This is a genomic window from Promicromonospora sp. NPDC057138, assembly GCF_042670845.1.
Classification (GTDB): Bacteria; Actinomycetota; Actinomycetes; order Actinomycetales; family Cellulomonadaceae; genus Promicromonospora.
Window position 1 is genome coordinate 15,793 of the sequence record NZ_JBHUUX010000059.1, and the last position, 21,270, is coordinate 37,062.

At 69.2% G+C, this 21,270-nt stretch carries 22 protein-coding genes and 2 tRNA genes; 6 read left to right on the forward strand and 18 right to left on the reverse strand.

Annotated features, from left to right (window positions below; genetic code table 11):
- Window positions 1–36: 36 nt before the first annotated feature.
- Complete coding sequence (locus ACFT2C_RS23255; RefSeq protein WP_377209455.1) at window positions 37–408, forward strand: lactate utilization protein C; 372 nt, start codon at window positions 37–39, stop codon at window positions 406–408.
- Window positions 409–503: 95 nt separating this feature from the next.
- Here the strand turns inward: ACFT2C_RS23255 and ACFT2C_RS23260 are convergent, their stop codons facing one another.
- The 6 genes from ACFT2C_RS23260 to ACFT2C_RS23285 all read right to left on the reverse strand — a co-directional run bounded on the left by ACFT2C_RS23260 (window position 504) and on the right by ACFT2C_RS23285 (window position 6,891).
- On the reverse strand, window positions 504–1,691 hold the full coding sequence (locus ACFT2C_RS23260) for a serine hydrolase domain-containing protein (RefSeq protein ID WP_377209456.1): 1,188 nt from the start codon (window positions 1,689–1,691) through the stop codon (window positions 504–506).
- A gap of 117 nt (window positions 1,692–1,808) precedes the next feature.
- Complete coding sequence (locus ACFT2C_RS23265) at window positions 1,809–3,794, reverse strand: BNR repeat-containing protein (RefSeq protein ID WP_377209457.1); 1,986 nt, start codon at window positions 3,792–3,794, stop codon at window positions 1,809–1,811.
- A gap of 996 nt (window positions 3,795–4,790) precedes the next feature.
- A complete protein-coding gene (locus tag ACFT2C_RS23270) occupies window positions 4,791–5,129 on the reverse strand; it encodes a helix-turn-helix transcriptional regulator (protein WP_377209458.1) in 339 nt (112 codons plus the stop codon).
- 53 nt (window positions 5,130–5,182) lie between these two features.
- Window positions 5,183–5,255: transfer RNA gene (locus tag ACFT2C_RS23275), tRNA-Ala, on the reverse strand.
- A 112-nt stretch (window positions 5,256–5,367) separates the two neighbouring features.
- Window positions 5,368–5,994 (reverse strand): superoxide dismutase, encoded by a 627-nt coding sequence (locus tag ACFT2C_RS23280; protein ID WP_377209459.1) that lies wholly within the window; start codon window positions 5,992–5,994, stop codon window positions 5,368–5,370.
- A gap of 54 nt (window positions 5,995–6,048) precedes the next feature.
- Window positions 6,049–6,891 (reverse strand): NAD(P)H-dependent oxidoreductase, encoded by an 843-nt coding sequence (locus ACFT2C_RS23285; protein ID WP_377209460.1) that lies wholly within the window; start codon window positions 6,889–6,891, stop codon window positions 6,049–6,051.
- Between the two features lie 111 nt (window positions 6,892–7,002).
- On the opposite strand from ACFT2C_RS23285, the gene ACFT2C_RS23290 reads away from it, so the two are divergent.
- Entirely contained in the window at window positions 7,003–7,404 is a 402-nt protein-coding gene (locus tag ACFT2C_RS23290; protein WP_377209461.1) for a winged helix-turn-helix transcriptional regulator, read from the forward strand.
- Between the two features lie 128 nt (window positions 7,405–7,532).
- Window positions 7,533–8,543 carry a TerC family protein gene (locus ACFT2C_RS23295; protein ID WP_377209462.1) on the forward strand — a complete coding sequence of 337 codons (1,011 nt, stop codon included), beginning with the start codon at window positions 7,533–7,535 and terminating at the stop codon, window positions 8,541–8,543.
- A gap of 5 nt (window positions 8,544–8,548) precedes the next feature.
- Here ACFT2C_RS23295 and ACFT2C_RS23300 read toward each other — a convergent pair whose 3' ends face one another.
- Entirely contained in the window at window positions 8,549–9,469 is a 921-nt protein-coding gene (locus ACFT2C_RS23300; protein WP_377209463.1) for an alpha/beta fold hydrolase, read from the reverse strand.
- Between the two features lie 73 nt (window positions 9,470–9,542).
- Between ACFT2C_RS23300 and ACFT2C_RS23305 the strand changes: the two genes are divergently transcribed.
- On the forward strand, window positions 9,543–10,250 hold the full coding sequence (locus ACFT2C_RS23305) for a TetR/AcrR family transcriptional regulator (protein WP_377209464.1): 708 nt from the start codon (window positions 9,543–9,545) through the stop codon (window positions 10,248–10,250).
- 354 nt (window positions 10,251–10,604) lie between these two features.
- Here the strand turns inward: ACFT2C_RS23305 and ACFT2C_RS23310 are convergent.
- The 11 genes from ACFT2C_RS23310 to rplU all read right to left on the reverse strand — a co-directional run bounded on the left by ACFT2C_RS23310 (window position 10,605) and on the right by rplU (window position 19,008).
- Window positions 10,605–10,677, reverse strand: a tRNA-Ala gene (locus ACFT2C_RS23310).
- Window positions 10,678–10,814: 137 nt separating this feature from the next.
- On the reverse strand, window positions 10,815–11,480 hold the full coding sequence (locus ACFT2C_RS23315; protein WP_377209465.1) for a histidine phosphatase family protein: 666 nt from the start codon (window positions 11,478–11,480) through the stop codon (window positions 10,815–10,817).
- Window positions 11,477–11,914, reverse strand: coding sequence for a ribosome silencing factor (rsfS, locus tag ACFT2C_RS23320; RefSeq protein WP_377209466.1), 438 nt, complete (start codon window positions 11,912–11,914; stop codon window positions 11,477–11,479). The genes ACFT2C_RS23315 and rsfS overlap by 4 nt, the downstream gene beginning before the upstream one ends.
- The gene (locus ACFT2C_RS23325) at window positions 11,911–13,086 is read right to left on the reverse strand and encodes a hypothetical protein (RefSeq protein WP_377209467.1); all 1,176 of its coding nucleotides are present in this window, start codon (window positions 13,084–13,086) and stop codon (window positions 11,911–11,913) included. Before ACFT2C_RS23325 ends, rsfS begins: the two co-directional genes overlap by 4 nt.
- Complete coding sequence (gene nadD, locus ACFT2C_RS23330; protein ID WP_377209468.1) at window positions 13,079–13,693, reverse strand: nicotinate-nucleotide adenylyltransferase; 615 nt, start codon at window positions 13,691–13,693, stop codon at window positions 13,079–13,081. The genes ACFT2C_RS23325 and nadD overlap by 8 nt, the downstream gene beginning before the upstream one ends.
- A 40-nt stretch (window positions 13,694–13,733) precedes the next feature.
- Complete coding sequence (locus tag ACFT2C_RS23335) at window positions 13,734–13,886, reverse strand: hypothetical protein (RefSeq protein WP_377209469.1); 153 nt, start codon at window positions 13,884–13,886, stop codon at window positions 13,734–13,736.
- A 126-nt stretch (window positions 13,887–14,012) separates the two neighbouring features.
- Window positions 14,013–15,356, reverse strand: coding sequence for a glutamate-5-semialdehyde dehydrogenase (locus ACFT2C_RS23340; protein WP_377209470.1), 1,344 nt, complete (start codon window positions 15,354–15,356; stop codon window positions 14,013–14,015).
- A gap of 66 nt (window positions 15,357–15,422) precedes the next feature.
- The gene (proB, locus tag ACFT2C_RS23345; protein ID WP_377209471.1) at window positions 15,423–16,577 is read right to left on the reverse strand and encodes a glutamate 5-kinase; all 1,155 of its coding nucleotides are present in this window, start codon (window positions 16,575–16,577) and stop codon (window positions 15,423–15,425) included.
- Between the two features lie 131 nt (window positions 16,578–16,708).
- Entirely contained in the window at window positions 16,709–18,226 is a 1,518-nt protein-coding gene (gene obgE, locus ACFT2C_RS23350; RefSeq protein ID WP_377209472.1) for a GTPase ObgE, read from the reverse strand.
- A gap of 109 nt (window positions 18,227–18,335) precedes the next feature.
- Window positions 18,336–18,593 (reverse strand): 50S ribosomal protein L27, encoded by a 258-nt coding sequence (gene rpmA / locus ACFT2C_RS23355; protein WP_108495115.1) that lies wholly within the window; start codon window positions 18,591–18,593, stop codon window positions 18,336–18,338.
- Between the two features lie 106 nt (window positions 18,594–18,699).
- Complete coding sequence (gene rplU / locus ACFT2C_RS23360) at window positions 18,700–19,008, reverse strand: 50S ribosomal protein L21 (protein WP_377209473.1); 309 nt, start codon at window positions 19,006–19,008, stop codon at window positions 18,700–18,702.
- 293 nt (window positions 19,009–19,301) lie between these two features.
- On the opposite strand from rplU, the gene ACFT2C_RS23365 reads away from it, so the two are divergent.
- Window positions 19,302–19,925 carry a protein-L-isoaspartate O-methyltransferase gene (locus ACFT2C_RS23365; protein WP_377209474.1) on the forward strand — a complete coding sequence of 208 codons (624 nt, stop codon included), beginning with the start codon at window positions 19,302–19,304 and terminating at the stop codon, window positions 19,923–19,925.
- Between the two features lie 153 nt (window positions 19,926–20,078).
- A complete protein-coding gene (locus ACFT2C_RS23370) occupies window positions 20,079–21,182 on the forward strand; it encodes a fatty acid desaturase family protein (RefSeq protein ID WP_377209475.1) in 1,104 nt (367 codons plus the stop codon).
- Window positions 21,183–21,270: the final 88 nt, after the last annotated feature.

A 21,270-nucleotide genomic window follows, 5' to 3' on the forward strand; every position in this document is an offset into this window, starting at 1 on the left:
GCGCGAGAAGTTCCTCTCGACGGTGCTCGCGAGGTCGTGGTCCCGCCCGGCCTCGGCCTCGAGGTGCCGGGCGCCCGGGTGGACAACGGGCTCTCCCCGGCGGAGCTCGACCGCATCGAGGCCGTCGTCACACGGGCCTCCGTCGGGATCGCCGAGACCGGCACGGTCGTGCTCGACCATGGCCCCGGTCAGGGGCGCCGGGCGGTCACGCTGCTGCCGGACCTGCACGTCTGCATCGTCGGGGAGGTCCAGGTGGTGGCGGACGCGGGTGACGCCCTGGCGCGCCTCGACCCCGAGCGCCCGCAGACCTGGGTCAGCGGGCCCTCGGCGACCAGCGACATCGAGCTGTCCCGGGTGGAGGGCGTCCATGGACCGCGTCGGTTGCACGTCGTCCTCGTCCGGGACTGACTCACGCGCCGACCCACTGACTCTTGGTGGCCGATACTGGGTTTGCAGCAACGACCTCTTCCGCTCCACCCCAACCTGATCGCGCAATCTGGGCTCTACGCGCCAGCCAGATCGGCGAGCGGGTCAGCCCAGCCAAGGCGAGGGTCCGGTCGCGAGTCGTCCGACCACATCCCGGTGCATGTGTATGCAACGGCCATGTTCGACTCGGGATGAGCAAACCCGAAGTTTCCACCCGCCCCGGGGTGCCCGAACGTTCCACCGGATGCGAATCGTCCGCTCGCAAATTGTGATCCCAACCAGAATCCCAGCCCGAACTCGGCAAGCTTCTGGTTGGGCACGGCGGCCAATTCAGGAACGGGGCCCAAGGCTAGGGTGCGTGGCCGCGTCACGAATTCGAGAGTCTCGGGTGAAATCAGCCGAACGGAGTCGATCTCACCGATGGTTGCGGCGTAGATCCTCGCCACAGAACGTGCGCTCGCGATTCCCCCTGCCCCGCCGAATTCCATCTGATGTCCCTCAGCGGTGTTGAGAAACTCGGCCATGTCTGGAATCGACTGCACCTCGTTGAGCAGCTCCTGGACAACAGGATCAGAAAGATCCACTCCGTGTTGTGACCACAATTCAGCAGGACTGGTGGAGGGAAGAGGGTTCAAGCGACTGCGATGCGTGACGCTGGTCTCTCGATCCGCCGGGAGGCCCCCAATCCAGAAGTCGACTCCTAGGGGTCTGGCGATTCGCTCAGCGAAGAGTTCGCTCAGGGTCTTGCCTGTCACTCGGCGTATCACCTCGCCGTTGAGATAGCCGAATGTGAATGGGTGGTACCAGGACGCGGTCCCTGGGGCCCAGAGTGGTTCGGCGGTGGCTAGCGCCTCGACGCACAGCGCCCAGTTGGGTAGGTCACGACTCTCGATCCCCGCCGCAGAGGGAAAGAACGGAAGACCAGCTGCATGGCTGAGGAAGTGCGCAACGGTGGTCTGATCCTTACCGCGAACGCCGAATTCTGGCCACACACGAGACACCGGCTCATCAGGGTCAAGCTGACCCTGTTCGATGAGCAGCGCTGCGATGATCGCTATCATGCCTTTGGTCGTGGACCACAACACGAAAAGGGAGTCTCCGTCGATGGCGACGCCGGTTTCAGGGTCGGAGCCTGCCCACAGATCGACAACCATGCTGTCCCCTTGATAGACGCACAGTTGGGCGCCGCCGGGATCGTGTGATTGTCCGCGCTCGAAAGCATCGGCGATCGCCTCGAAGCCTCGCGCAACGTGACCATGAATCATGGAATGAGCTCCTCTGCTCGCAGACGTGATTCTCCTAGGTATGGGTGCGGTCAAGGGGCCGCGGGGAGAACGGCCCCGCCGCTAGGCGGCAGAGGCCGTTCTCCTAGCGATTGGCCGCTAGTCGAGCAGGATTACCTGCAAGGTGCTTCCTCCTGTCGGATAGCTGGACCGCGGCTGGTCGTCGTTGCCCGGCAACGTCTCCCAGCGCAGCACGTACTGCCCATCGGCTGTTGCGCCGGCGAGGTCGCTCTCAAGTTTGACCTCTAGCCCCGGGAACGTCCCAGTCACGGTCGTCACTGAGGCGGGCAGGGGCTGTGAGGGTACCTGGGCAATCCGATTCAGCGACGAGTCGATGATGATGGACTGCCTGCCGCTGGTGCCGTTGCAGAAGAAGTCAACGCTGATGTCGCCGTTGGACAGGACGCGAGAACCCTGCATAGCGACCTGGAAGTTGATACTCCCGCCGCCCCCGAAGCTCCATCGTCCGGTCCAGTTGGTGATCTGGTTGATCTGCCACGTGCCGGAGGCATTCGGACGCGCGGCGTACACCTGCGACCGGCCCTGAGCATCGTACTTGTGGTACGTGATGAGCACCTTGCCGGCGGCGTCGAAGCCGATCCGCGCGTTGCCGTTCAGCAATCCACCACGATCAGGGACCGGGTCGATCACGTCGCCTTGGCCGTACTTGAGAGGCGTCGTCAAAGGCGTTCCGTTGTTGGTCACCCAGTTCACGAGGTCCCGGCTCTTGGCGTACGTCAGCATGCTGTTCGTGGCCGCGTCACCAGAGTCACGCCAGACCCAGATCATGTGGAACCAGCCGTCGGGTCCCTTCGTCGGACCTTGGAAGTACGAACTCCACGTTCCTGAAGGGTTGCTCGCGGACCCGTTCCCGTCGAAGATCGGCGCGGAGACGATGTGCGACCACGATCTCGTCGACTCGTTGTACAAATTGAAGTACGTCACGCCATCGCCGGACCCACCGTCGCGGTAGTTGAAGACAAGGCTTCCGTCCGAGCGGTTGACGAACTCGGGATAGGTAACGGAGTCCTCCGCGGCGGCACTCACCATGTTGGTGACTCTCACCAACGTGCTGATGTCACCGGGAACAGTGGTGCGGAAATAGACCAATCGAACGTTGTGCATGTTGCCTGAGACGTGAAGGTTTCCATCCCGGTCAAGCCCCATCGAAACGTAGTTGTGGCTGTCCCATCCGAGAGTCGACGGAAGAACCTTGTAGGTCCAGGCGCCGCCGATCGTGTGCTTGGCGATGGTCATGCCGCGGTTCACGTCGTAGTACGCGACGTACTGGTCGTTTCCATCGGTGAGAAGTCGCTGCGTCACTTGCATTCCGGCCCAGGTCGATCCCACCGTGCTTTTCGAAACGACAGTCAGGTTGGGATCCGGGTAGGTGTAGCTTTCCCCACCCGGTGCGCAGTTGAGCGGGCCCGGAGGCGAAGCCGCGGGGGTCGTCGTCGAGAGATTCCACGTCTGCGCCCGCAGGTTTCCGGAGTTGGAGTACAGCCCAGCTTTTCCTCCAGAGACTTGGGGGTCAGCCACTGCGGGCGTGTACGTCTGATCCGCAAGCGTGGCGCCCGAGGTCGCCTTGATGACCCGCGACCGAAGAGTGTTGCCTGTGCGGGTCAGCGTCAGGTCGAGCTGCGTGCCATACGCTGCAACGATCGTGCCGCTGGCGAGCAGGCCCGTGGAGGTGCTGTTGGACATCCGCAGCAACTGCCACCGTCCGTTCGTGCCCGTTCCAGAGCCGGTCGTCACACGAAGCAGGTAGTAGTTCAGAGCAGAGGCGCTCGTGCCCTGGACATTTCCCGCCACGCCTACCCACTCGGCTCCTCCCGGGGTTCCGGTCGTGACGATGTTGATCCGCGCGGAGACGGCGTAGTCGTCGCCGAGGGCGAGTGGAGCGTAGGTGGCGACTGCGTTGCTCGTCGCACTGGTCGCCAGCGCGGCACCACTCGCGATACTCCAGGTGCCGCGGTTCGACGCCCAAGAACTCCCGAGCGATCCGTCGGCGCGTTCAAAGGTGTCCGAAGCAGTGACCGTCGCGGCCTCCGCTCCGAGTGGACCCGCTAGTACGAGTGCGCTCAACACGAGCACCGGAGCGAGAAGTCGTACGACAACTCGGGTGCGTCGTGAGGTGGGTGAGTACTCCATTGTCTCTCTTTCTTTCACGGGGTTCCGACCAACCGCGCTTCAAGCCGTTTAGGGACGTGCCGCCCTCGCTCGGTTGGTCATGGGAAGCGCGAGGATGCGCTCCAGGTGGGCGGCGCGGAACTCCGTGCGCAACCACGTACCCGTGACGGGCGGGGGTCTGTGCACCGTTGCATGTCCCATCGACGAGGGCCTGGAATCGCGCTCCGGCACCACTTGAGCGAAACGTTACATCCTGTCGGTGCGGACATACAACCACATCTTCAAACAGGGCGATCTTTCAGACGGGGTTCCGGACGGACGTGAGCGCGAATCGTTTCAGCAACACGGTAGGCAGCGCCGGACGCTGCCGACGGCAGAGCGTCGTACGCACGGGAGGTGGCCGGGCTAACAGAGATCAGCTCCGTGCCAACCCTCCTCGGCACGGACGGCACCTATCGAATCGCGGTCATCGAGGGCCTCGGGCACGGACCGACCCTCGCGGACCTCCTCCTCGGCGACGACCGGACAGCGGCCTGGGATGGCGCTCTGGACTGGGCCACGACTCTCGGTGACCTCGTTGGGCGAAGCCATTCCCGTGCGGATGCAGGTGCTCTGCTTCCCGACGGTGACCGGGGTCCGCAGAGCCCACTGGCCGACGTCGTCTCCCCGGGCGACACCTGCCCGGACAACGCGGTCCTGACGCCGAGGGGGTGCACAGCTCGTCGAACGAGCTCGACACGCCGAGCACGCCCGCGCCGCCGTACCCCGGGCGGTGGGTGAGCCTCTCCTTGAGCGCTGCTTCGGCCTTGCGCTGGGAGGAGGCGGTCGCCTGGACCCGGCGTCGCCTGCCGTCCAAGTCCCGCACCCACACCCGGGCGCGCCAGCTCGAAGACTGGATGCTCAGGTCGATGGTGCCAAACGTGCCGATCGCAAGCCTCGGCCGTCCCCCGCTCACGGCGTGCCCCGGGCCCCGTGCCGGCGCCCGTCGGCCTCCTCGAGCCTGGCGAGCCAGGACTCGATCTCGCTGCGGCGGAACAGCAGCCGTTGACCGACGCGAAAGCCGCGCGGACCGCGGCCCTTGGTTCGCAGGTCGTACAGCGTCTTGGTGGTACAGCCCAGCAGCTCGGCGACCTGGTCGAGGGTGAGCAGTTCGAGGGTGCTCTGCGCGGTGTTGTTGGTATCCATGTCACTCAGGTGTGCACCGGACGCCACACCTCGCACGGCGTCGAGATCCGCGGACGAATCCTCGCGCCACGACGGTGAAGTGGAAGGTAAATGGAAGGAGGCCACCTCAGGAGCCTTTCGTGCAAGCCCTGAGATGGCCTCTGACCAGGTGTTTCTAGTGGAGCTGGGGGGACTCGAACCCCCGACCCCCTGCATGCCATGCAGGTGCGCTACCAGCTGCGCCACAGCCCCAAAAGTGTTCGCCCTGGTGAGGACGAGCGCCGTCAGCATAGACCGATTCGGCCGCTGGGACCAAAGCGAGCAACCACCGCCCGACGCCGCCGACCAGGGCGAACCCTCCCGGTCACGCCACCGTGATGAGGCTCCCCGTGGCCGCACGCGCACGGTCGAGGCGCCCGGCGACGTCGGACCAGTTGGCGAGGTTCCAGAACGCCTTGACGTAGTCCGCCTTGACGTTGAGGTAGTCCAGGTAGAAGGCGTGCTCCCACATGTCGAGCATGAGCAGGGGTGTGACGCCGAGCGGCACGTTCGCCTGCTGGTCGAACAGCTGGAACACCAGCAGGCGCCCGCCGATGCTGTCCCAGCCGAGCACGGCCCAGCCCGAGCCCTGGATGCCGGTCGCCACGGCCGCGAAGTGGGCCTGGAACGCCGCGAAGCTGCCGAACTGGTCGGCGATCGCCGCCGCGAGCTCGCCGTCCGGCTCGCCGCCGCCGTCGGGCGAGAGGTTGTGCCAGAACACCGTGTGGTTGGTGTGCCCGCCCAGGTTGAACGCGAGGTTCTTCTCGTGCAGGTTGACGGCGGCGAGGTCGCCGCTCTCCCGGGCCTGGGCCAGCGCGTCGAGCGCGGCGTTGGCGCCGGCGACGTACGTGGCGTGGTGCTTGTCGTGGTGCAGCTCCATGATCCGCCCGCTGATGTGCGGCTCGAGCGCCGCGTAGTCGTAGGGCAGGTCAGGCAGGGTGTAGACGGGCATTGGTCGTCCTCTCATCGAATGCTTCCGACGCTAGAACCTCAACCGCGGTTGAGGTCAACGAACGTCACGAGGCGAGACGGTGATCGTCGACACAGCGCTCGTCGAGGCTGTGCTCGTGGAGCCCCGCTCGCCGACACGGCGCTCGTGGATCCTGAGTCCACGCTCCCCCGGCAGCACGTCGACTCGCAACCGCCGGTCCCGGCCGTAGTCGCCGTCGGCCAGCGCCCGGTAGCGGATCGGCTCCTCGTCCGCGAGGCCGGCGACCCGCTCCCGCAGGCGCCTCACCTCCTCGTCGAACCGGTCCCAGCCGGGCCGGTCGACGCCGGACACCAGGTGCGGGCGCAGCGGCCGCATGCCCGTGTACCAGGCGGTGCCGTGCAGGAACGGGAAGAACAGCTCCTCGAGGTCTCCGTTCAGGCCGCGCGGCTCGAACGACGTGCCACGGTCCCCCGCGGTGATCACCGCGAGCACCCGCCGTCCGGCCAGGCCCCCGTGGCCGTACTTGCGCGGCATCCCCGCCTCGTCGGCGAGGCCGAACGCGAAGCCGTTGACGAACACCCGGTCGAACCAGCCCTTGAGGATGGCCGGCATGCCGTGCCACCACATCGGGAACAGGAGCACCAGGAGGTCGGCCCGGCGCACCTTGTCCTGCTCGGCGACGATCTCGGGGGCGAGCGCCCCGGCGTCGTGCGCGTGCCTGGACCGGAGCGTGACCGTCTCCTCCTCGCCCGGGTCGCGGTAGTCCTCCAGGCGGACCGCCGGGTCCCAGCCCATGGCGTACAGATCGGACGTCTCCACACAGTGGCCGGACGCCTCCAGCGCGGACCCGGCCACGCGGGCGAGCTCCGCGGTCAGCGAGCGGGGGCTCGGATGAGCGGTGACGACCAGCGCGTGCATGTGCTTCTCCTTCGACGGCGACCGGTACACACGTCACGCTAGGAACCCGGTACGGTCCGCACAAGTACGCACATCGCTGACGCATACTGACCGTTTGGATACCATGGACTCATGACAGTCGCTCCCGAGACGATGCGAGGCCCCGTGCAGCGGGCGATCGAGGTCTGCCCGGTCGAGGTCTCGATGGCCGTGCTGGGCGGCGCGTGGAAGCTGAGCGCCGTCAAGTACCTCCTCGAACGTACGCACCGGTTCGGCGAGCTGCAGCGTCGCCTCGGCGCGGTCACGCCGCGCACCCTGACGCGCGTGCTCCGCGACCTCGAGGCGGACGGCATCGTCGTCCGCACGGTCTACGCCGAGGTGCCGCCGCGCGTCGAGTACTCCCTGACGGAGCTCGGGCGGTCGCTGGACCAGGTGGTCAGGTGGCTCGACACCTGGGGGAACGCGTACCCGGGCCACGTCCTGGACCAGCCGGTCTCGGACGACGCTTGTGTTTCACCCCGCGCGATGCCGTAGTCTTTCACCCGCGGGGGGAGTACTTCACCAACATCACTCGGTCATTACGGCGCACCAGCGACCTCGGGTGGCGACCTTGCCAGCGGCAAGGTGAAGGAGACCTCGGAGCCATCTAGTTCGGAGACTCCTTGCTCACCACCGTCACAAGCTCGTCCGCTGCCCTGACCTCTGTGGCCACGCCCGCCATGTGGGCCGTCACGATCCTCGCGGTCCTGGCCCTGATCGCCGTGGACTTCCTGATCACCAGGCGCCCGCACGAGGTGTCCATGCGTGAGGCCCTCGGCTGGAGCGGCTTCTACATCGCCCTCCCGCTCGCCTTCGGCGGGTGGATCTGGGCCACCTACGGCTCGGACACCGGCGTGCAGTACCTCACCGGGTACCTCGTCGAGAAGTCGTTGTCGGTCGACAACCTGTTCGTGTTCATGCTCCTGCTCACCGCCTTCGCCGTGCCGGCGGCGCTGCAGCAGCGCGTGCTCCTGCTCGGCATCGTCGGAGCGCTCGTGCTCCGCGGGGTCTTCATCGCACTCGGGGCGGCGGTCCTGGCCAACCTCAGCTGGGCGTTCCTGCTGTTCGGCGCGATCCTGCTGGCGACGGCGGTCAAGATCCTCCTCGACCAGGTCCGCGGCACCCACGACGTCGACGTCTCGCAGATGCGCTCGGTCCGGCTGATCCGCCGCTTCATGCCCGTCACCGAGGACTATCGCGGCCCTCGGCTCTCGGTCCGCGAGAACGGGCGGCGCATGCTCACCCCGCTCGCCGTCGTGGTGGTCGCCGTCTTCGCCACCGACATCGTCTTCGCCGTCGACTCGGTCCCCGCCGTCTACGGCATCACCAGCGACCCGTACCTCGTGTTCGCGACCAACGCCTTCGCCCTGCTCGGCCTGCGCGCCCTGTACTTCGTCCTCCAGGGGGCCCTGAGCAAGCTCGTGCACCTCGGGTACGGGCTCGCGACCATCCTGGCGTTCATCGGCGTCAAGCTGGTGCTGCACTGGGCCCACGGCATCTGGACGAGCGTCCCGGAGATCCCGACGCTCGCGTCGCTCGGCGTCATCGTCGGCGTCCTCGCCGTGGTGACGGTGACCAGCCTCTACGCCACCCGGAACTCCGAGGAGCCGCAGGACGCGCCTCTGCCCGGCTGAGTCGATCAGGACTCGAGCGCCAGTGCACCGACGTCCTTCGCCACTGTGCGCCACAGCGGTTCGGGGAGGTCGTGCCCGACACCCGGATAGATGACCAGGCGCGATCCGGGGACGCTCCCTGCGATGGTCCTCGCCGCCCTCGCACGGACGATCAGGTCCTTGTCGCCATGCAGCACCAGGGTGGGTGCGGTCAGAGTGGCGAGCTTCGGACCGCTCCATCGTGCTCCGATCTGACGGCTCTGTGCGGCGCCATCGGTCACGCCTGTATCGGCCAGCCTCGTGATCCGTTCGAGCTCGGCGGCTTCGTCGAAGGGATACGCCGGCGAGGCGATGCCACGGGCGAGGTCGAGCGCGGCGTCGATGTTTCCTTGGCGGGTGCGCGGGTGCTTCTTGCGGGCGATCTTCGCGACCGTGCCGAAGTTGACGTACCTCAGGTTCGCCAGGCCGGTGATGTCGCTGGGAACCGCGGCGGACGAGGTGAGGGTGCGGACTCTGGCGGGATGCCGCAAGGCGGCTCGCTGCGCCAGGAGTCCGCCCATGGAGTGCCCGAAGACGTGCGCGGTGTCCCAGTGCAGCGCGTCCATGACCGCGATCGCGTCGTCGGTCATGTCCTCTGCCGTATAGGCCGTACCGCGACGGCGAAGGAGCGCGGCGAACGGGTTGCTGGTGTCGGCCGGCGGCAGGTGGGTCGATTCTCCGGCGTCACGCTGGTCGAACCGGGCCACGCGAAACCCTTCTTCGGCGAGGGCCTGGCAGAACCCGGTGGGCCACCAGTGGCGGGAGACGCCCAGACCCATGAAGAGCAGCAGCGGCTCACCTCCCGCGGGCCCCTGGAGCTGGTCGTAAGCGATCTTGACGGAGCCGTTCTCGGCAAGCCGCACCGGTGACCAGCGTCCGCCTGGTCCCGTGCTCGAATCAGAGCGCATGGCACCCTCCCTAATACTGCGATCATCGTTCGCGGTATTAGGGTACACGGGTGAAGATCGTGAGGGAGTGAATGTGACCGGCGAATCAAGATCGATCTGGGACCGACGCGCACGCGGGTCCCGAGGCCCGGCGCCCGAACGGAGCCTCGCCGAGATCACTGCCACCGCGATCGCCATCGCCGACGCCGGAGGGCTGGCTGCGGTCTCGATGCGACAGGTGGCCACCCGTCTCGGTACCGGGCCGGCCAGCCTCTACCGCTACGTCGGCGGCCTCGGTGACCTGCTCGACGTCATGGCGGACACGGTCACGGGGCAGATCGACCTGAGCCGTCCTGCCAGCGGCGATTGGCTCGGTGACATGGTGACCCTGGTGGCAGAGGCGAAGACCGTCTATCTCCGCCACCCGTGGATGGTCACCCTGCTGTCGCAGCGGACGCCGCTGGGGCCGAACGCCATCGGCTACCTCGAATCGGCCCTTACCTACCTGGAGCAGTCCTCGGCCGACGGCGGCACCAAGCTTGAGGCGATCGCGATCGTCAGCGGGCTCACCCGTCTCTTCGCCGCCGAGGAGCTGCGCGCTCGCGACGCACCCGACGACGGACGAGCGGCCCAGGAGTCGTTTCTGCTCCGGGTCGCGGCCGACGGGAAGCACCCACACCTACGAGCTGCGCTGGAAACCCGAGGGCCACAGAAGGGCTCGGAGTTCCGACGAACCATCCGCCGGGTACTCATCGGAATGCTGACGTCCGACGAGGAGGAACCTCACCCGACGCGAGAGTAGCCGGTGCCGAACCGCACGATGACCATGGCCGCGCACGCCGAGCCGAGAGAAGCACGTCGCTCAGGGCCCGGATCGACACGCGACCTGCGGTTCGCCCCGGGACGCGGACCACGACCTTGCGGTTCAGCGCCGAGCCGCGCCGGTCTGACGCCGCGGGCAAGGTCCGCTTCCAGAACACCATCACGCATGCTTATGGGCCCAGAACCAGGCCCAGGCGTGTTCTGGAAGCGGACATCCGAGCCAGCCCTGGCCCCCACAGCCCCGACGAGCAGAGAGCCCGGCCGATGGCAGGGCCCTCACATATAAACGATGACGCGAGACATCTATGAACGATGTCTCGCGTCATCACATGGGTGGAGCTGGGGGGACTCGAACCCCCGACCCCCTGCATGCCATGCAGGTGCGCTACCAGCTGCGCCACAGCCCCGAATTGGTCTCCCCCAGCCATCGGGCCGGGCGAGCGTCGTTAGTCTATGCAGACCGGCGCCGAGGACCAAATCAAAACCGGCGTGCGTTCGATCACGCAGGAGACCGCACGCCGGAACCGCGCCAGGAAACCGACGGCTACTGCCGGGCCTCCGGCCCGGACTGCCAGGTGTCGAGCGGGTACCCGGCACCGACGTTGTGCGCGACGAGCCGCCAGTCCGGCGTCGCCCCCGGGGTGGAGGCGTGCAGGTGCGACCAGTGCACGTTGTGCAGGCCGTGCACCCCGCGCCAGGTGGCAGGGTCCAGGCCCAGCAGACGCGTGATCGCCTGCGTGATCGCCGAACCGTGCGACACCACGACGAGCGTCTCCCCCGCGCCCAGGGCGCCGGCGTGCCGCAGCACGGCTTCCTCCATGCGCCGGGCGACGGCGTTCTTCGACTCGACGCCCGCGACCGTCGGCTCACCGCCGCCGCGCCAGAGGGCGTGCTCGTCCGGCCAGCGTTCGGCGATCTCGGCGTCGGTCATGCCCTCCCAGATGCCGAACGAGCGCTCGCGCAGCCCGGCGTCGGTCACGACGTCCAGGCCCAGGTGCCGCGCGTACGCCTCGGCAGTGTGCCGCGCCCGCTCCAGGTCGCTCGCGACGACGAGGGACGCCTTGTGCGACGCCGCGAGCGCCGTGGCGCCCTGCTCGGCCTGCCAGCGCCCCACCTCGTCGAGGGGGATGTCGATCTGGCCCTGCAGCCGCAGGCCGGCGTTGTATGCCGTGCGCGCGTGGCGCAGCAGCACGACCGTCCCTGCGGTCACCGGCGCGAGTCCCCGGCCAGGTGGATGGCGCCGTCGTCGGGTTCGCTGTACTCGCCCGTGTCGCCGCCACCGCGTGCGTCCTCGGGGAGCGGGATCGCCGGGCAGTCCTTCCACAGGCGCTCGAGCGCGTAGTAGGTGCGGTCCTCGGCGTGCTGGACGTGCACGACGATGTCACCGAAGTCGATCAGCACCCACCGCGCCTCGGACTTGCCCTCGCGCCGGATCGGCTTGACGCCCTCCTTGAAGAGCGCCTCCTCGACGGCGTCGACGATCGCGGAGACCTGACGCTCGCTGGCGCCGGACGCGATGAGGAACACGTCGGTGAGCACGAGCTGCTCGCTCACGTCGAGCGCGATGATCTCCTGCGCCTTGATGCTGCTCGCCGCTCGCGCAGCGAGAATCGCGAGCTCTGTGGCACGCTCGGTCGCCGTCATGCGGCACCGCCTCTCATGAAGCCGGGTGACAGACCCGGCAGGGTGCCCAGCAGGGCCGCCGCCTGGTCCGTGTCGAAGGTGCCGCTGTCGCCCTCGAGCACGAGCTTCCAGATCAGGAGGCCGAGCACGAATGCGACGACCACCAGGATGATGTAGTGCAGCCAGGTGTACTGCGGACCCTCGTCCTCCTCCTCGTCCCACTCCTCCTCCACCTCGCGGCGGGAAGCACGGGACGGGGCGGCCGGGCCGGGACCGAACTGGCCCGGCGCACCGGGGCGCTGCTGCCCGGGACCGCCGACCGGACCCGAACCGGGGCCGCCAGGGCCGCCGGCACCCGGACGCCCGGGGAACGGGGAAGCAGGACCCGCAGGCGCACCGCCCGGCGGCAGGGACTGCGGCGCCGCCGTCTGGCTGCTGGACTCCCAGGGGAGGGCGGGGGCCGGCGCGCCTGCCGACATGGAGCCGGGTGCACCGCCCGCCGAACGGCTCGGGCTGCCCGGCCGCTGCTGGCCGAGGCCACCGGGCGCGCTGGGCGGGCCGGAGCGGGTACCGAACGGCGAGGGCGGGCTCGACGGCGGCTGGGTCGGCGCCGCGGCCCCCCACTGCGACGTCTGGCCGGAGTCAGCGGACCGACCGGGGCCGCCGGGCATGCCGGGGCCGGGAGCCTGGGGGGCGTTCTGGCCGCCGAACCGCCCGGACCGACCCTGCTGCGGGGCGGGCGGCACGGGACCGGACTGACGGGAACCGAACGGGCTGGGCGGCGCGCTCTGCTGGCCGGGACCACCCTGGCCGGGTCCGCCACGGCCGCCAGGGCCGGACGGCGGGGCGCCGTGGTTGCCCGGGGCGGACTGCCCACCCGGCCGGCCCTGGCCGGGACCACCGGCGCCGTACGGCGGCGGGTTGCCGCCCGGCTGCTGCACCGGCGTCAGACGACCGGTCGCGTCCACGCCGCGCGAGCCGCCCGTCGCCTGCGGGGGGCGGGCGACCGGCGGGTTCTGCGGCGCCCAGCCGCTCTCGGGCGCGGGCGCACCGCGGTGCGGAGGCTGCTGACCGCCCTGCGGCGGGTAAGCACCGCCACCGGCGCCGCTACCACCTGCGGCGGCGGCCGCAGCGGCAGCCTCGCGCTCGCGGATCTCGCGGCGCGTCATGGGACGACCCTTGTTGTCACTCATCGTGAAGACCTCGATACAGTCCGTGCTTGGCGATGTACTGGACCACGCCGTCAGGCACCAGATACCAGACCGGCAAACCCTCCTCGGCCCGACGACGACAGTCGGTCGAGGAGATGGCGAGCGCAGGAACCTCGAGCGTCGTCACACCGTCCCGAGGAAGCCCGTCCACGGAGAGCATGTGCCCTGGCCGTGTGACAGCGACGAAGTGTGCCATGTCCCAGAGCTTCTCGGCATCCTTCCACCGAAGAATCTGCTGGATGGCGTCCGCTCCCGAGATGAAGTAGAGGTCCGCCTCCGGACGCTCGGCACGCAGGTCCCGAAGAGTGTCCACCGTGTAGGTGAGGCCCGCGCGGTCGATGTCGACGCGGCTCACGGTGAAGCGCGGGTTGGACGCCGTGGCGATCACCGTCATGAGATAACGGTGCTCCGCCGGCGTGACCCGCTGCTTCTGCTTGAACCCCGGCCGGCCCGTGGGGACGAAGACGACCTCGTCCAGCCCCAGCTGGGCCACCGCCTCGCTCGCGGCCACGAGGTGACCGTGGTGGATGGGATCGAACGTGCCGCCCATCACTCCGATGCGCGGCCTGGTCCCAGTGGGGGCACTCATACGGTGGGTGCGCTCATCTGGTCGTCAGGCTCCAGGCGGATCAGTGTCGGTTGCCGACGTTGCGGAACGCGTACGTGACGACCAGCGCGGCCACGAGCGCGCCAAAGGCGATCAGGCCCATCGCGATCGGAGCGATCGGCTCGTTGACGTGCTCCGCGGCGGCCTCGGCGGCCAGGACGGCGTTGTGCAGCACGGGGGTTCCTCCCAGTCGGACGTGCTCAGGTGGGCTTTAGTCTCTCACGGACCTCCTGCGGCGAGTACACCGCGGCACTGGGCCGCAAGGAGATCCTGGGGAGGTCTCCAGGACGCCAACGGGGCCTCACGGCCTGATGTGCCCGTCGCCCGTTACTACCCACTTCGTGGTGGTCAGCTCGCTCAGTCCCATGGGACCACGCGCATGCAGCTTTTGCGTGGATATGCCCACCTCGGCACCCAGGCCGAGCTCGCCGCCGTCGGTGAACCGCGTGGACGCGTTCACCATCACGGCCGCGGAGTCCACCTCCGCGACGAACCGGTCCGCCGCCGTGATGTCCCGCGTGACTATCGCCTCCGTGTGCCCGGAGGACCAGGTACGGATGTGCTCGATCGCCTCGTCGAGCGACGGCACGACGCGGACGCCGAGCTCCAGCGCCAGGTACTCCGTTGCCCAGTCCTCATCCGTAGCAGGAATCATGTCGGCCCCGGCGGGAGCAAAGGACATGGCTGCGTCGTCACCGTGGAGCACCACGCCGGCGTCGGACAGCGCAGCGAGCGCCGCCGGGAGGAAGGCCGCGGCGGCGTCCTGATGCACGAGCAGCGTCTCGGCCGCGTTGCAGACGCCGACCCGCTGGGTCTTGGCGTTCATCACGATCGCCACGGCCATGTCGACGTCGGCCGTCGCGTCCACGTAGACGTGCACGTTGCCGACGCCCGTCTCGATGACGGGCACGAGGGACTCACGGACCACCGTCTGGATGAGGTCGGCGCCGCCGCGCGGGATCAGCACGTCCACGAGGCCGCGGGCGCGCATGAGCGCCACGCCGCCCTCGCGGCCGTAGGCGTCGATCGACTGGACCAGGTCGGCAGGCAGGCCCCGCGCCTCCAGGGCGCCCCGCATCACGGCCACGATCACCGCGTTCGACGACGCCGCCGCGCTCCCCCCGCGCAGGATCACCGCATTGCCGGACTTCAGGGCCAGGCCCGCGGCGTCGACCGTGACATTGGGGCGGGCCTCGTAGATCATGCCGACCACGCCCATCGGGACGCGGACCTGGCGCAGGCGCAGGCCGTTCGGCAGGGTCTGCCCCCGCACGACCTCGCCGACCGGGTCGGGCAGCCCGGCGACGTCGCGCAGCGCGTCCGCGATCTTCCCGATCCGCTCCGGGGTGAGGGCGAGCCGGTCCAGGAGCCCGTCGGACATCCCGTTCGCGCGCCCGCGCTCCAGGTCCTCGGCGTTCGCGGCCACGATCCGGTCCGCGGACGCCACCAGGGCGTCGGCGATCGCACCGAGGGCGGCGTCCTTCGTCATGCGGTTCGCCAGGGCCATGGTGCGCGAGGCGACCTTGGCGCGCCGGGCGACGTCGCGCACCGAGGTGGTGACGTCCGCGGTGCCCGACGGCGGCGTGGCTGCTCCGGCGCTCGCGCCTCCGGCAGGTGTCGCCTCGTCCTGGGTCACTGTCGTCATGCTCCGAGAGTACGACGGGCGAGCGCCGGAGCCGAGGGCGATCCGTGGTGTGGACGCGTCAAGCCGTCAGGAGCGGCCCTTGGAGCTCGCGGGCCGGTCGAGCACCAGGTCGTCCCGGTGCACGACCACGCGGTCGTACCCCTCCCCCAGCTCGTCCCGGAGGGCGTAGGTGGAGCGCCCCAGCAGGGCGGGGAGGTCGCTCGCGTCGAAGGCGACCAGGCCCCTGGCGATCACCGTGCCGTCGGGCGCGACGAGCTCGACGGGGTCGCCCGCGTCGAAGTGGCCCTCGGCCTTGGTGATCCCGGCGGGCAGGAGGGAGGCGCGGCCGCCGAGCACGGCGCGCGCGGCGCCGTCGTCCAGGTGGAGGCGGCCCTGCGTGCGGGCGGCGTGCGCGATCCACAGCCTGCGCGCCGACGTGCGGCGTCCCGTGGCCGTGAAGAACGTGCCGACGTCCTCGCCCGCGAGCGCGGCCGACGCGTTGGCCGCGAGCGTGAGGACGGCGGGGACGCCCGCGCCGGTGGCGATCCGCACCGACTCCAGCTTGGTGACCATGCCGCCGGTGCCGACGGAGCTGCCGCGCGCGGTCACCTCGACGGCCGACACCTCGGCCAGGTCGCTGACCAGCGGGATGCGGCGGGCGCCGGGGCGGGACGGCGGCGCGTCGTGCAGGCCGTCGACGTCGGTCAGGAGCAGCAGCGCGTCCGCCCGCACCAGGTGCGACACGAGGGCCGCGAGGCGGTCGTTGTCGCCGAACTTGATCTCGTCGGTGGTGACGGCGTCGTTCTCGTTGATGACAGGCACGACGCCGAGCGCGAGCAGGCGCTCCAACGAGCGCTGCGCGTTGCGGTAGCGGGCGCGGCGGACGGTGTCCTCGGCGGTAAGGAGGATCTGGCCGATCTGGATGCCGAACGCCCCGAACGCCTCCTGGTACCGGCCCACGAGCTGTCCCTGGCCCACCGATGCCGCCGCCTGCATGGTGGCGAGGTCGCGCGGCCGGGTGCCGAGCCCCAGCGGGCCGATGCCCGCCGAGATGGCGGCCGACGTGACGAGCACGATCTGGGCGCCCTGGGCGTGACGGGCCGCCAGGACCTGCACGATCCCGCGCAGCGCCCCGACGTCGAGGTGCCCGTCCGGGCCGGTCAGCGAGGACGAGCCGATCTTCACGACCACCCGCTTGGCGGTGGCGATCACGGACCGGACGTTCGCAGAATCCTGGTTCACGCCCTCATCCTCGCTGCACCCCGCCCCCGAACGCGCGGTCATTTCACGCTCCGGGCACGACCCCTTGGCTGTGGGCGCGACCGTTGCGCCCAAACCGGGCGGGTAGTAGCAACGGTTGCGCCCACAACCAGTCAGTCCTGGTCCGGGTCCGTCCAGTGGCCGGCCTCGCGCTCGGTCCACAGCTCGCGGCGGGCCTCGGTCTTGGCGTCCATGCGCTCGGTGAACTCGCGACGCTTGTCGCCGCGGGTCGGCCGCTCGTTCTGGTCGAGGCGCAGGTCCGTGCCGCGGCCGCCGAGCAGCTCCGGACCGGTCTGCAGCGTCGGCTCCCAGTCGAAGACGACTGCGTTGTTCGGGTCGCCGATGCGCACCTCGTCGCCGGCGACGGCGCCCGCCTTGAACAGCCCGTCCTCGACGCCGAGCTTGGCGAGCCGGTCCGCGAGGAAGCCGACGGCCTCGTCGTTGTTGAAGTCGGTCTGCTTCACCCAGCGCTCGGGCTTGGTGCCGCGCACCTCGAACCAGTAATCGGTCTCGCCGCCCAGGCGCCGCACGGTGAACTTCGACTCGTTCACGGCGCGCGGGCGCAGCACGATCGGCGCAGGCTCGGGCGCGGGCGCCTCCGCGCGAGCCTTCTCCACGACCTCGGCCAGGGCGAAGTTCAGCTCGCGCAGGCCCTCGTGAGTGGCCGTCGAGATCTCGAAGACGCGCAGCCCGCGCGCCTCCAGGTCGGGCTTGACGAACTCCGCGAGCTCGCGGCCCTCGGGCACGTCGATCTTGTTGAGCACCACGAGGCGGGGCCGCTCGTTGAGCGGCACGCGGCCGCCCTCGATGCCCAGGTCGCCGGAGTAGCTGGCGAGCTCGGCCTCGATCATGTCGAGGTCGCTGATCGGGTCGCGACCGGGCTCCAGCGTGGCGCAGTCGAGCACGTGCACGATCATCGCCGTCCGCTCGATGTGCCGCAGGAACTCCAGGCCCAGGCCCTTGCCCTCGCTCGCGCCCGGGATCAGGCCCGGCACGTCGGCGACGGTGAAGCGCGACTGGCCGGCCTGCACGACGCCGAGGTTCGGCACCAGGGTCGTGAACGGGTAGTCGGCGATCTTGGGGCGGGCCGCCGAGATGGCGGCGATCAGCGACGACTTGCCCGCGCTCGGGAAGCCCACGAGCGCCACGTCGGCGATCGTCTTGACCTCGAGCTCGATCTCGGCCTCGTCGCCCTCCTCGCCGAGCAGCGCGAAGCCGGGGGCCTTGCGCTTCGGCGACGACAGCGCCCGGTTGCCCAGGCCGCCCTTGCCGCCCGCGGCGACGATGTACTCGGCGCCGTCGCCCACGAGGTCGGCCAGGACGTTGCCGTCCAGGTCCTTCACGACAGTGCCGTCCGGCACCTTCAGGATCAGGTCGCCGCCCTTGGCGCCGTCCCGGTCGTCGCCCATCCCCTGGGTGCCCGACGTCGCCCGCCGGTGCGGCGAGTGGTGGTACTCCAGCAGGGTGGTGGTGCTCGCGTCGACGACCAGCTTCACCGTGCCGCCGTCGCCGCCGTTACCGCCGTCGGGCCCCGCGAGGGGCTTGAACTTCTCGCGGCGGATCGAGGCGCAGCCGTTCCCGCCGTTTCCCCCGGCGGCATGGAGCACCACCCGGTCTACGAAGCTGGCCATGTCTCGATCCTCTCAAAAACTGCTCAGGTGGAGCGGCTCGGAGCCGCTCGTGAAAAGACGTAAGGGGGCGCACCGTCACCGGTGCGCCCCCTTACGCGGAAGCCGGTACTCAGGCCTCGACAGTCACGATGTCGATGACCTTGCGGCCACGACGCGCGCCGAACTGCACGGCGCCGGGGGTGAGGGCGAACAGGGTGTCGTCCTTGCCGCGGCCGACGTTGATGCCGGGGTGGAAGTGGGTGCCGCGCTGGCGGACGATGATCTCGCCGGCCTTCACGACCTGGCCACCGAAGCGCTTCACGCCGAGGCGCTGGGCGTTGGAGTCACGACCGTTGCGCGAGGAGCTCGCGCCCTTCTTGTGTGCCATCTCAGGACCTGTCTTTCGGGACGAAGAAGTAGAAGAAGAAGTATCTGGATCACGCGCGGGCTCTCTCGAAAGAGGAGGCTCGGTCAGAGGAGGCCCGCAGCGGAAGTCACTTGATGCCGGTGACCTTGAGACGGGTCAGCGACTGACGGTGGCCCTGACGCTTGCGGTAACCGGTCTTGTTCTTGTACTTGAGGATCGTGATCTTGGGACCCTTCTCGTCCCGAACGACCTCGGCGGTGACCTTGACCTTCGCCAGCTTCTTCGCGTCGGTGGTCACCTTCTCCCCGTCCACGAGCAGGAGGGCCGGGAGCTCGAGGGTCTCACCGGGGTTCGCCTGGACACGGTCCATGACGACGATGCTCCCGACGGACACCTTCTCCTGACGGCCACCAGCCTTGACGATCGCGTACACCACGTTCAACTCATCTCTCTAGTCTTGGCGTGCGCGCAGGACGGAATCCACCGGCTTTGCTGTGACTCGCTCCGCCGCGGCGGTCGAGTGCGATGCGCCATGGGCACGCAGGACGGGTGTGCAGACAGCACACCGAAGCACCAGGTTACGCGAACGGTCCGGCGGGTTCAAACCGGTGGGCACGTGGCCTTGCCCACCCTCGTCGGGGATGCCGCACGCACGCGCGTCGAGCACGAGGGGTAGAGCACCTGGCGACCTGGATCCGCGTGTGCCTACCCTGGGATCGGGTGATCCTGATGGTCTCTGAACCAGCAGTCGAGCACGACGACATAGAGCGGGCGATGCGAGCGGTGCCCCGTCGTGAGTTCCTGCCCCGGTCCCAGCGGCCGTTCGCGGGCCAGGACCGGCCGCTGCCGATCGGGCGCGGCCAGACGTCGTCACAGCCCACCACTGTCGCCGCGATGCTCCGCCTGCTGCGCGTGCCGATCGGCGCCCGGGTGCTCGACGTCGGCGCGGGCTCCGGCTGGAGCACCGCGCTGCTCGCCTACCTGACCGGACCGCAGGGTTCGGTGCTGGGCGTCGAGCGCGACAGCCGGCTCGCCGAGTGGGGCGCGGCGAACGTCGAGCGCACCGGGATGACGTGGGCGCAGGTCGTGCAGGCGACGCTCGGCGTGCTCGGGCAGCCCCGGGCGAACGGCTGGGACCGCATCCTGGTGTCGGCGTCGGCCCGCGCGCTCCCGCGCGCGCTGGTGGAACAGGTCGGCTACGGCGGGCGCATGGTCATCCCGATCCGGACGTCGCTCCTGCTCATCGAGCGTCTGCCCGACGGGCGGACCCGCGCCACCGAGCACGGCGGGTACCGGTTCGTACCGCTGATCGAGGACGAAGCCGACCGAGTTGGCGAACGTACGGACAAGTAAAGGTCAACACACCGTTTAAAATCCTTCGCGAGGCGTCCACAACTGCCCCTCGCGACAGTAACCTACGGTCCCGTAGGCTCAGCCCATCTGCACGATGGACGAGACCGTCCGACTCCACGACTGGGAAGTCGACACCGAGCATGTGAGGACCACATGGCCCAAGCTGCCCCCATCGTCCGCGAGGGCTTCCGCCCGACCAAACCGCGTGACCCCGATGCGCAGCCGGTGACCAGCACCTACTCGTCGCTCGCACGTACCGTGCGCGACGCCGGACTGCTCCACCGCGCCCACCACTACTACGCCTGGAACCTCGCCGCGCTCACCGTTGCGCTCGGCGGGATCGTCACCGGGTTCGTCCTGCTCGGCGACTCATGGTTCCAGCTCCTCATGGCCGGGGCACTCGGCCTGGTACTGACCCAGTTCGCCTTCGTGGCGCACGAGGCCGCCCACCGCCAGATCTTCGAGTCCGGCCCGCGCAACGACCGATTGGGCCGGCTGATCGCCAACACGGTGGTCGGCATCAGCTACTCGTGGTGGATGAACAAGCACACCCGGCACCACGCCAACCCCAACCGGGTCGGCAAGGACCCGGACATCGAGAACGACACGATCGCGTTCACCGAGGACGGCGCCCGCCAGCAGCGCGGCCTCAAGCGGTGGATCAACAAGTACCAGGGCTGGCTGTTCTTCCCTCTGCTCACCCTCGAGGGCCTGAACCTGCACGTCACCTCGATCCGTTCGCTGTTCCAGGGACCGCCTGAGACCCTGCGGTCCCGCATCCGCGAGCTCGTCACCATCACGGTCCGCCTCACCATCTACGTCGCGATCCTGTTCTGGGCACTGCCGCCCGGTATGGCCTTCGCGTTCCTCGGCGTGCAGATGGCCGTGTTCGGCGTCTACATGGGCGCGTCGTTCGCGCCCAACCACAAGGGCATGGCGATCATCCCCGCCGACAGCCGCATGGACTTCCTGTCGAAGCAGGTCCTGACCTCGCGAAACATCCGCGGCGGCTGGTTCATGAACATCCTCATGGGCGGGCTCAACTTCCAGACCGAGCACCACCTGTTCCCGAGCATGCCGCGGCCGCACCTCATCCGGACCGCCGAGATCGTCCGGGAGCACTGCGCGAACCTCGGCATCCCCTACACGGAGACGAGCCTGGGGCAGTCGTACCTGATCGTCGTCGCCTACCTGAACCGGGTGGGGCTCGCGGCACGCGACCCGTTCGACTGCCCGCAGTACAAGCTGATGCGCTGACGCATCGGCTCTGACTCGCGGGACAGCGTCGCCGAAGTAGAGCGCCTGTCCGACGCACGCTCTCCTTCGGTAGCGTGCGTCGGACAGG

Bases quoted from the DNA above. Each gene is read 5' to 3' on its own strand.
- ACFT2C_RS23260 (WP_377209456.1), bottom strand. From the start codon at position 1,691: ATGATTCATGGTCACGTTGCGCGAGGCTTCGAGGCGATCGCCGATGCT.
- ACFT2C_RS23280 (WP_377209459.1), bottom strand. From the start codon at position 5,994: ATGCCCGTCTACACCCTGCCTGACCTGCCCTACGACTACGCGGCGCTC.
- ACFT2C_RS23285 (WP_377209460.1), bottom strand. From the start codon at position 6,891: ATGCACGCGCTGGTCGTCACCGCTCATCCGAGCCCCCGCTCGCTGACC.
- ACFT2C_RS23290 (WP_377209461.1), top strand. From the start codon at position 7,003: ATGACAGTCGCTCCCGAGACGATGCGAGGCCCCGTGCAGCGGGCGATC.
- ACFT2C_RS23300 (WP_377209463.1), bottom strand. From the start codon at position 9,469: ATGCGCTCTGATTCGAGCACGGGACCAGGCGGACGCTGGTCACCGGTG.
- rsfS (WP_377209466.1), bottom strand. From the start codon at position 11,914: ATGACGGCGACCGAGCGTGCCACAGAGCTCGCGATTCTCGCTGCGCGA.
- ACFT2C_RS23325 (WP_377209467.1), bottom strand. From the start codon at position 13,086: ATGAGTGACAACAAGGGTCGTCCCATGACGCGCCGCGAGATCCGCGAG.
- nadD (WP_377209468.1), bottom strand. From the start codon at position 13,693: ATGAGTGCCCCCACTGGGACCAGGCCGCGCATCGGAGTGATGGGCGGC.
- ACFT2C_RS23340 (WP_377209470.1), bottom strand. From the start codon at position 15,356: ATGACGACAGTGACCCAGGACGAGGCGACACCTGCCGGAGGCGCGAGC.
- obgE (WP_377209472.1), bottom strand. From the start codon at position 18,226: ATGGCCAGCTTCGTAGACCGGGTGGTGCTCCATGCCGCCGGGGGAAAC.
- rpmA (WP_108495115.1), bottom strand. From the start codon at position 18,593: ATGGCACACAAGAAGGGCGCGAGCTCCTCGCGCAACGGTCGTGACTCC.
- ACFT2C_RS23365 (WP_377209474.1), top strand. From the start codon at position 19,302: ATGGTCTCTGAACCAGCAGTCGAGCACGACGACATAGAGCGGGCGATG.
- ACFT2C_RS23370 (WP_377209475.1), top strand. From the start codon at position 20,079: ATGGCCCAAGCTGCCCCCATCGTCCGCGAGGGCTTCCGCCCGACCAAA.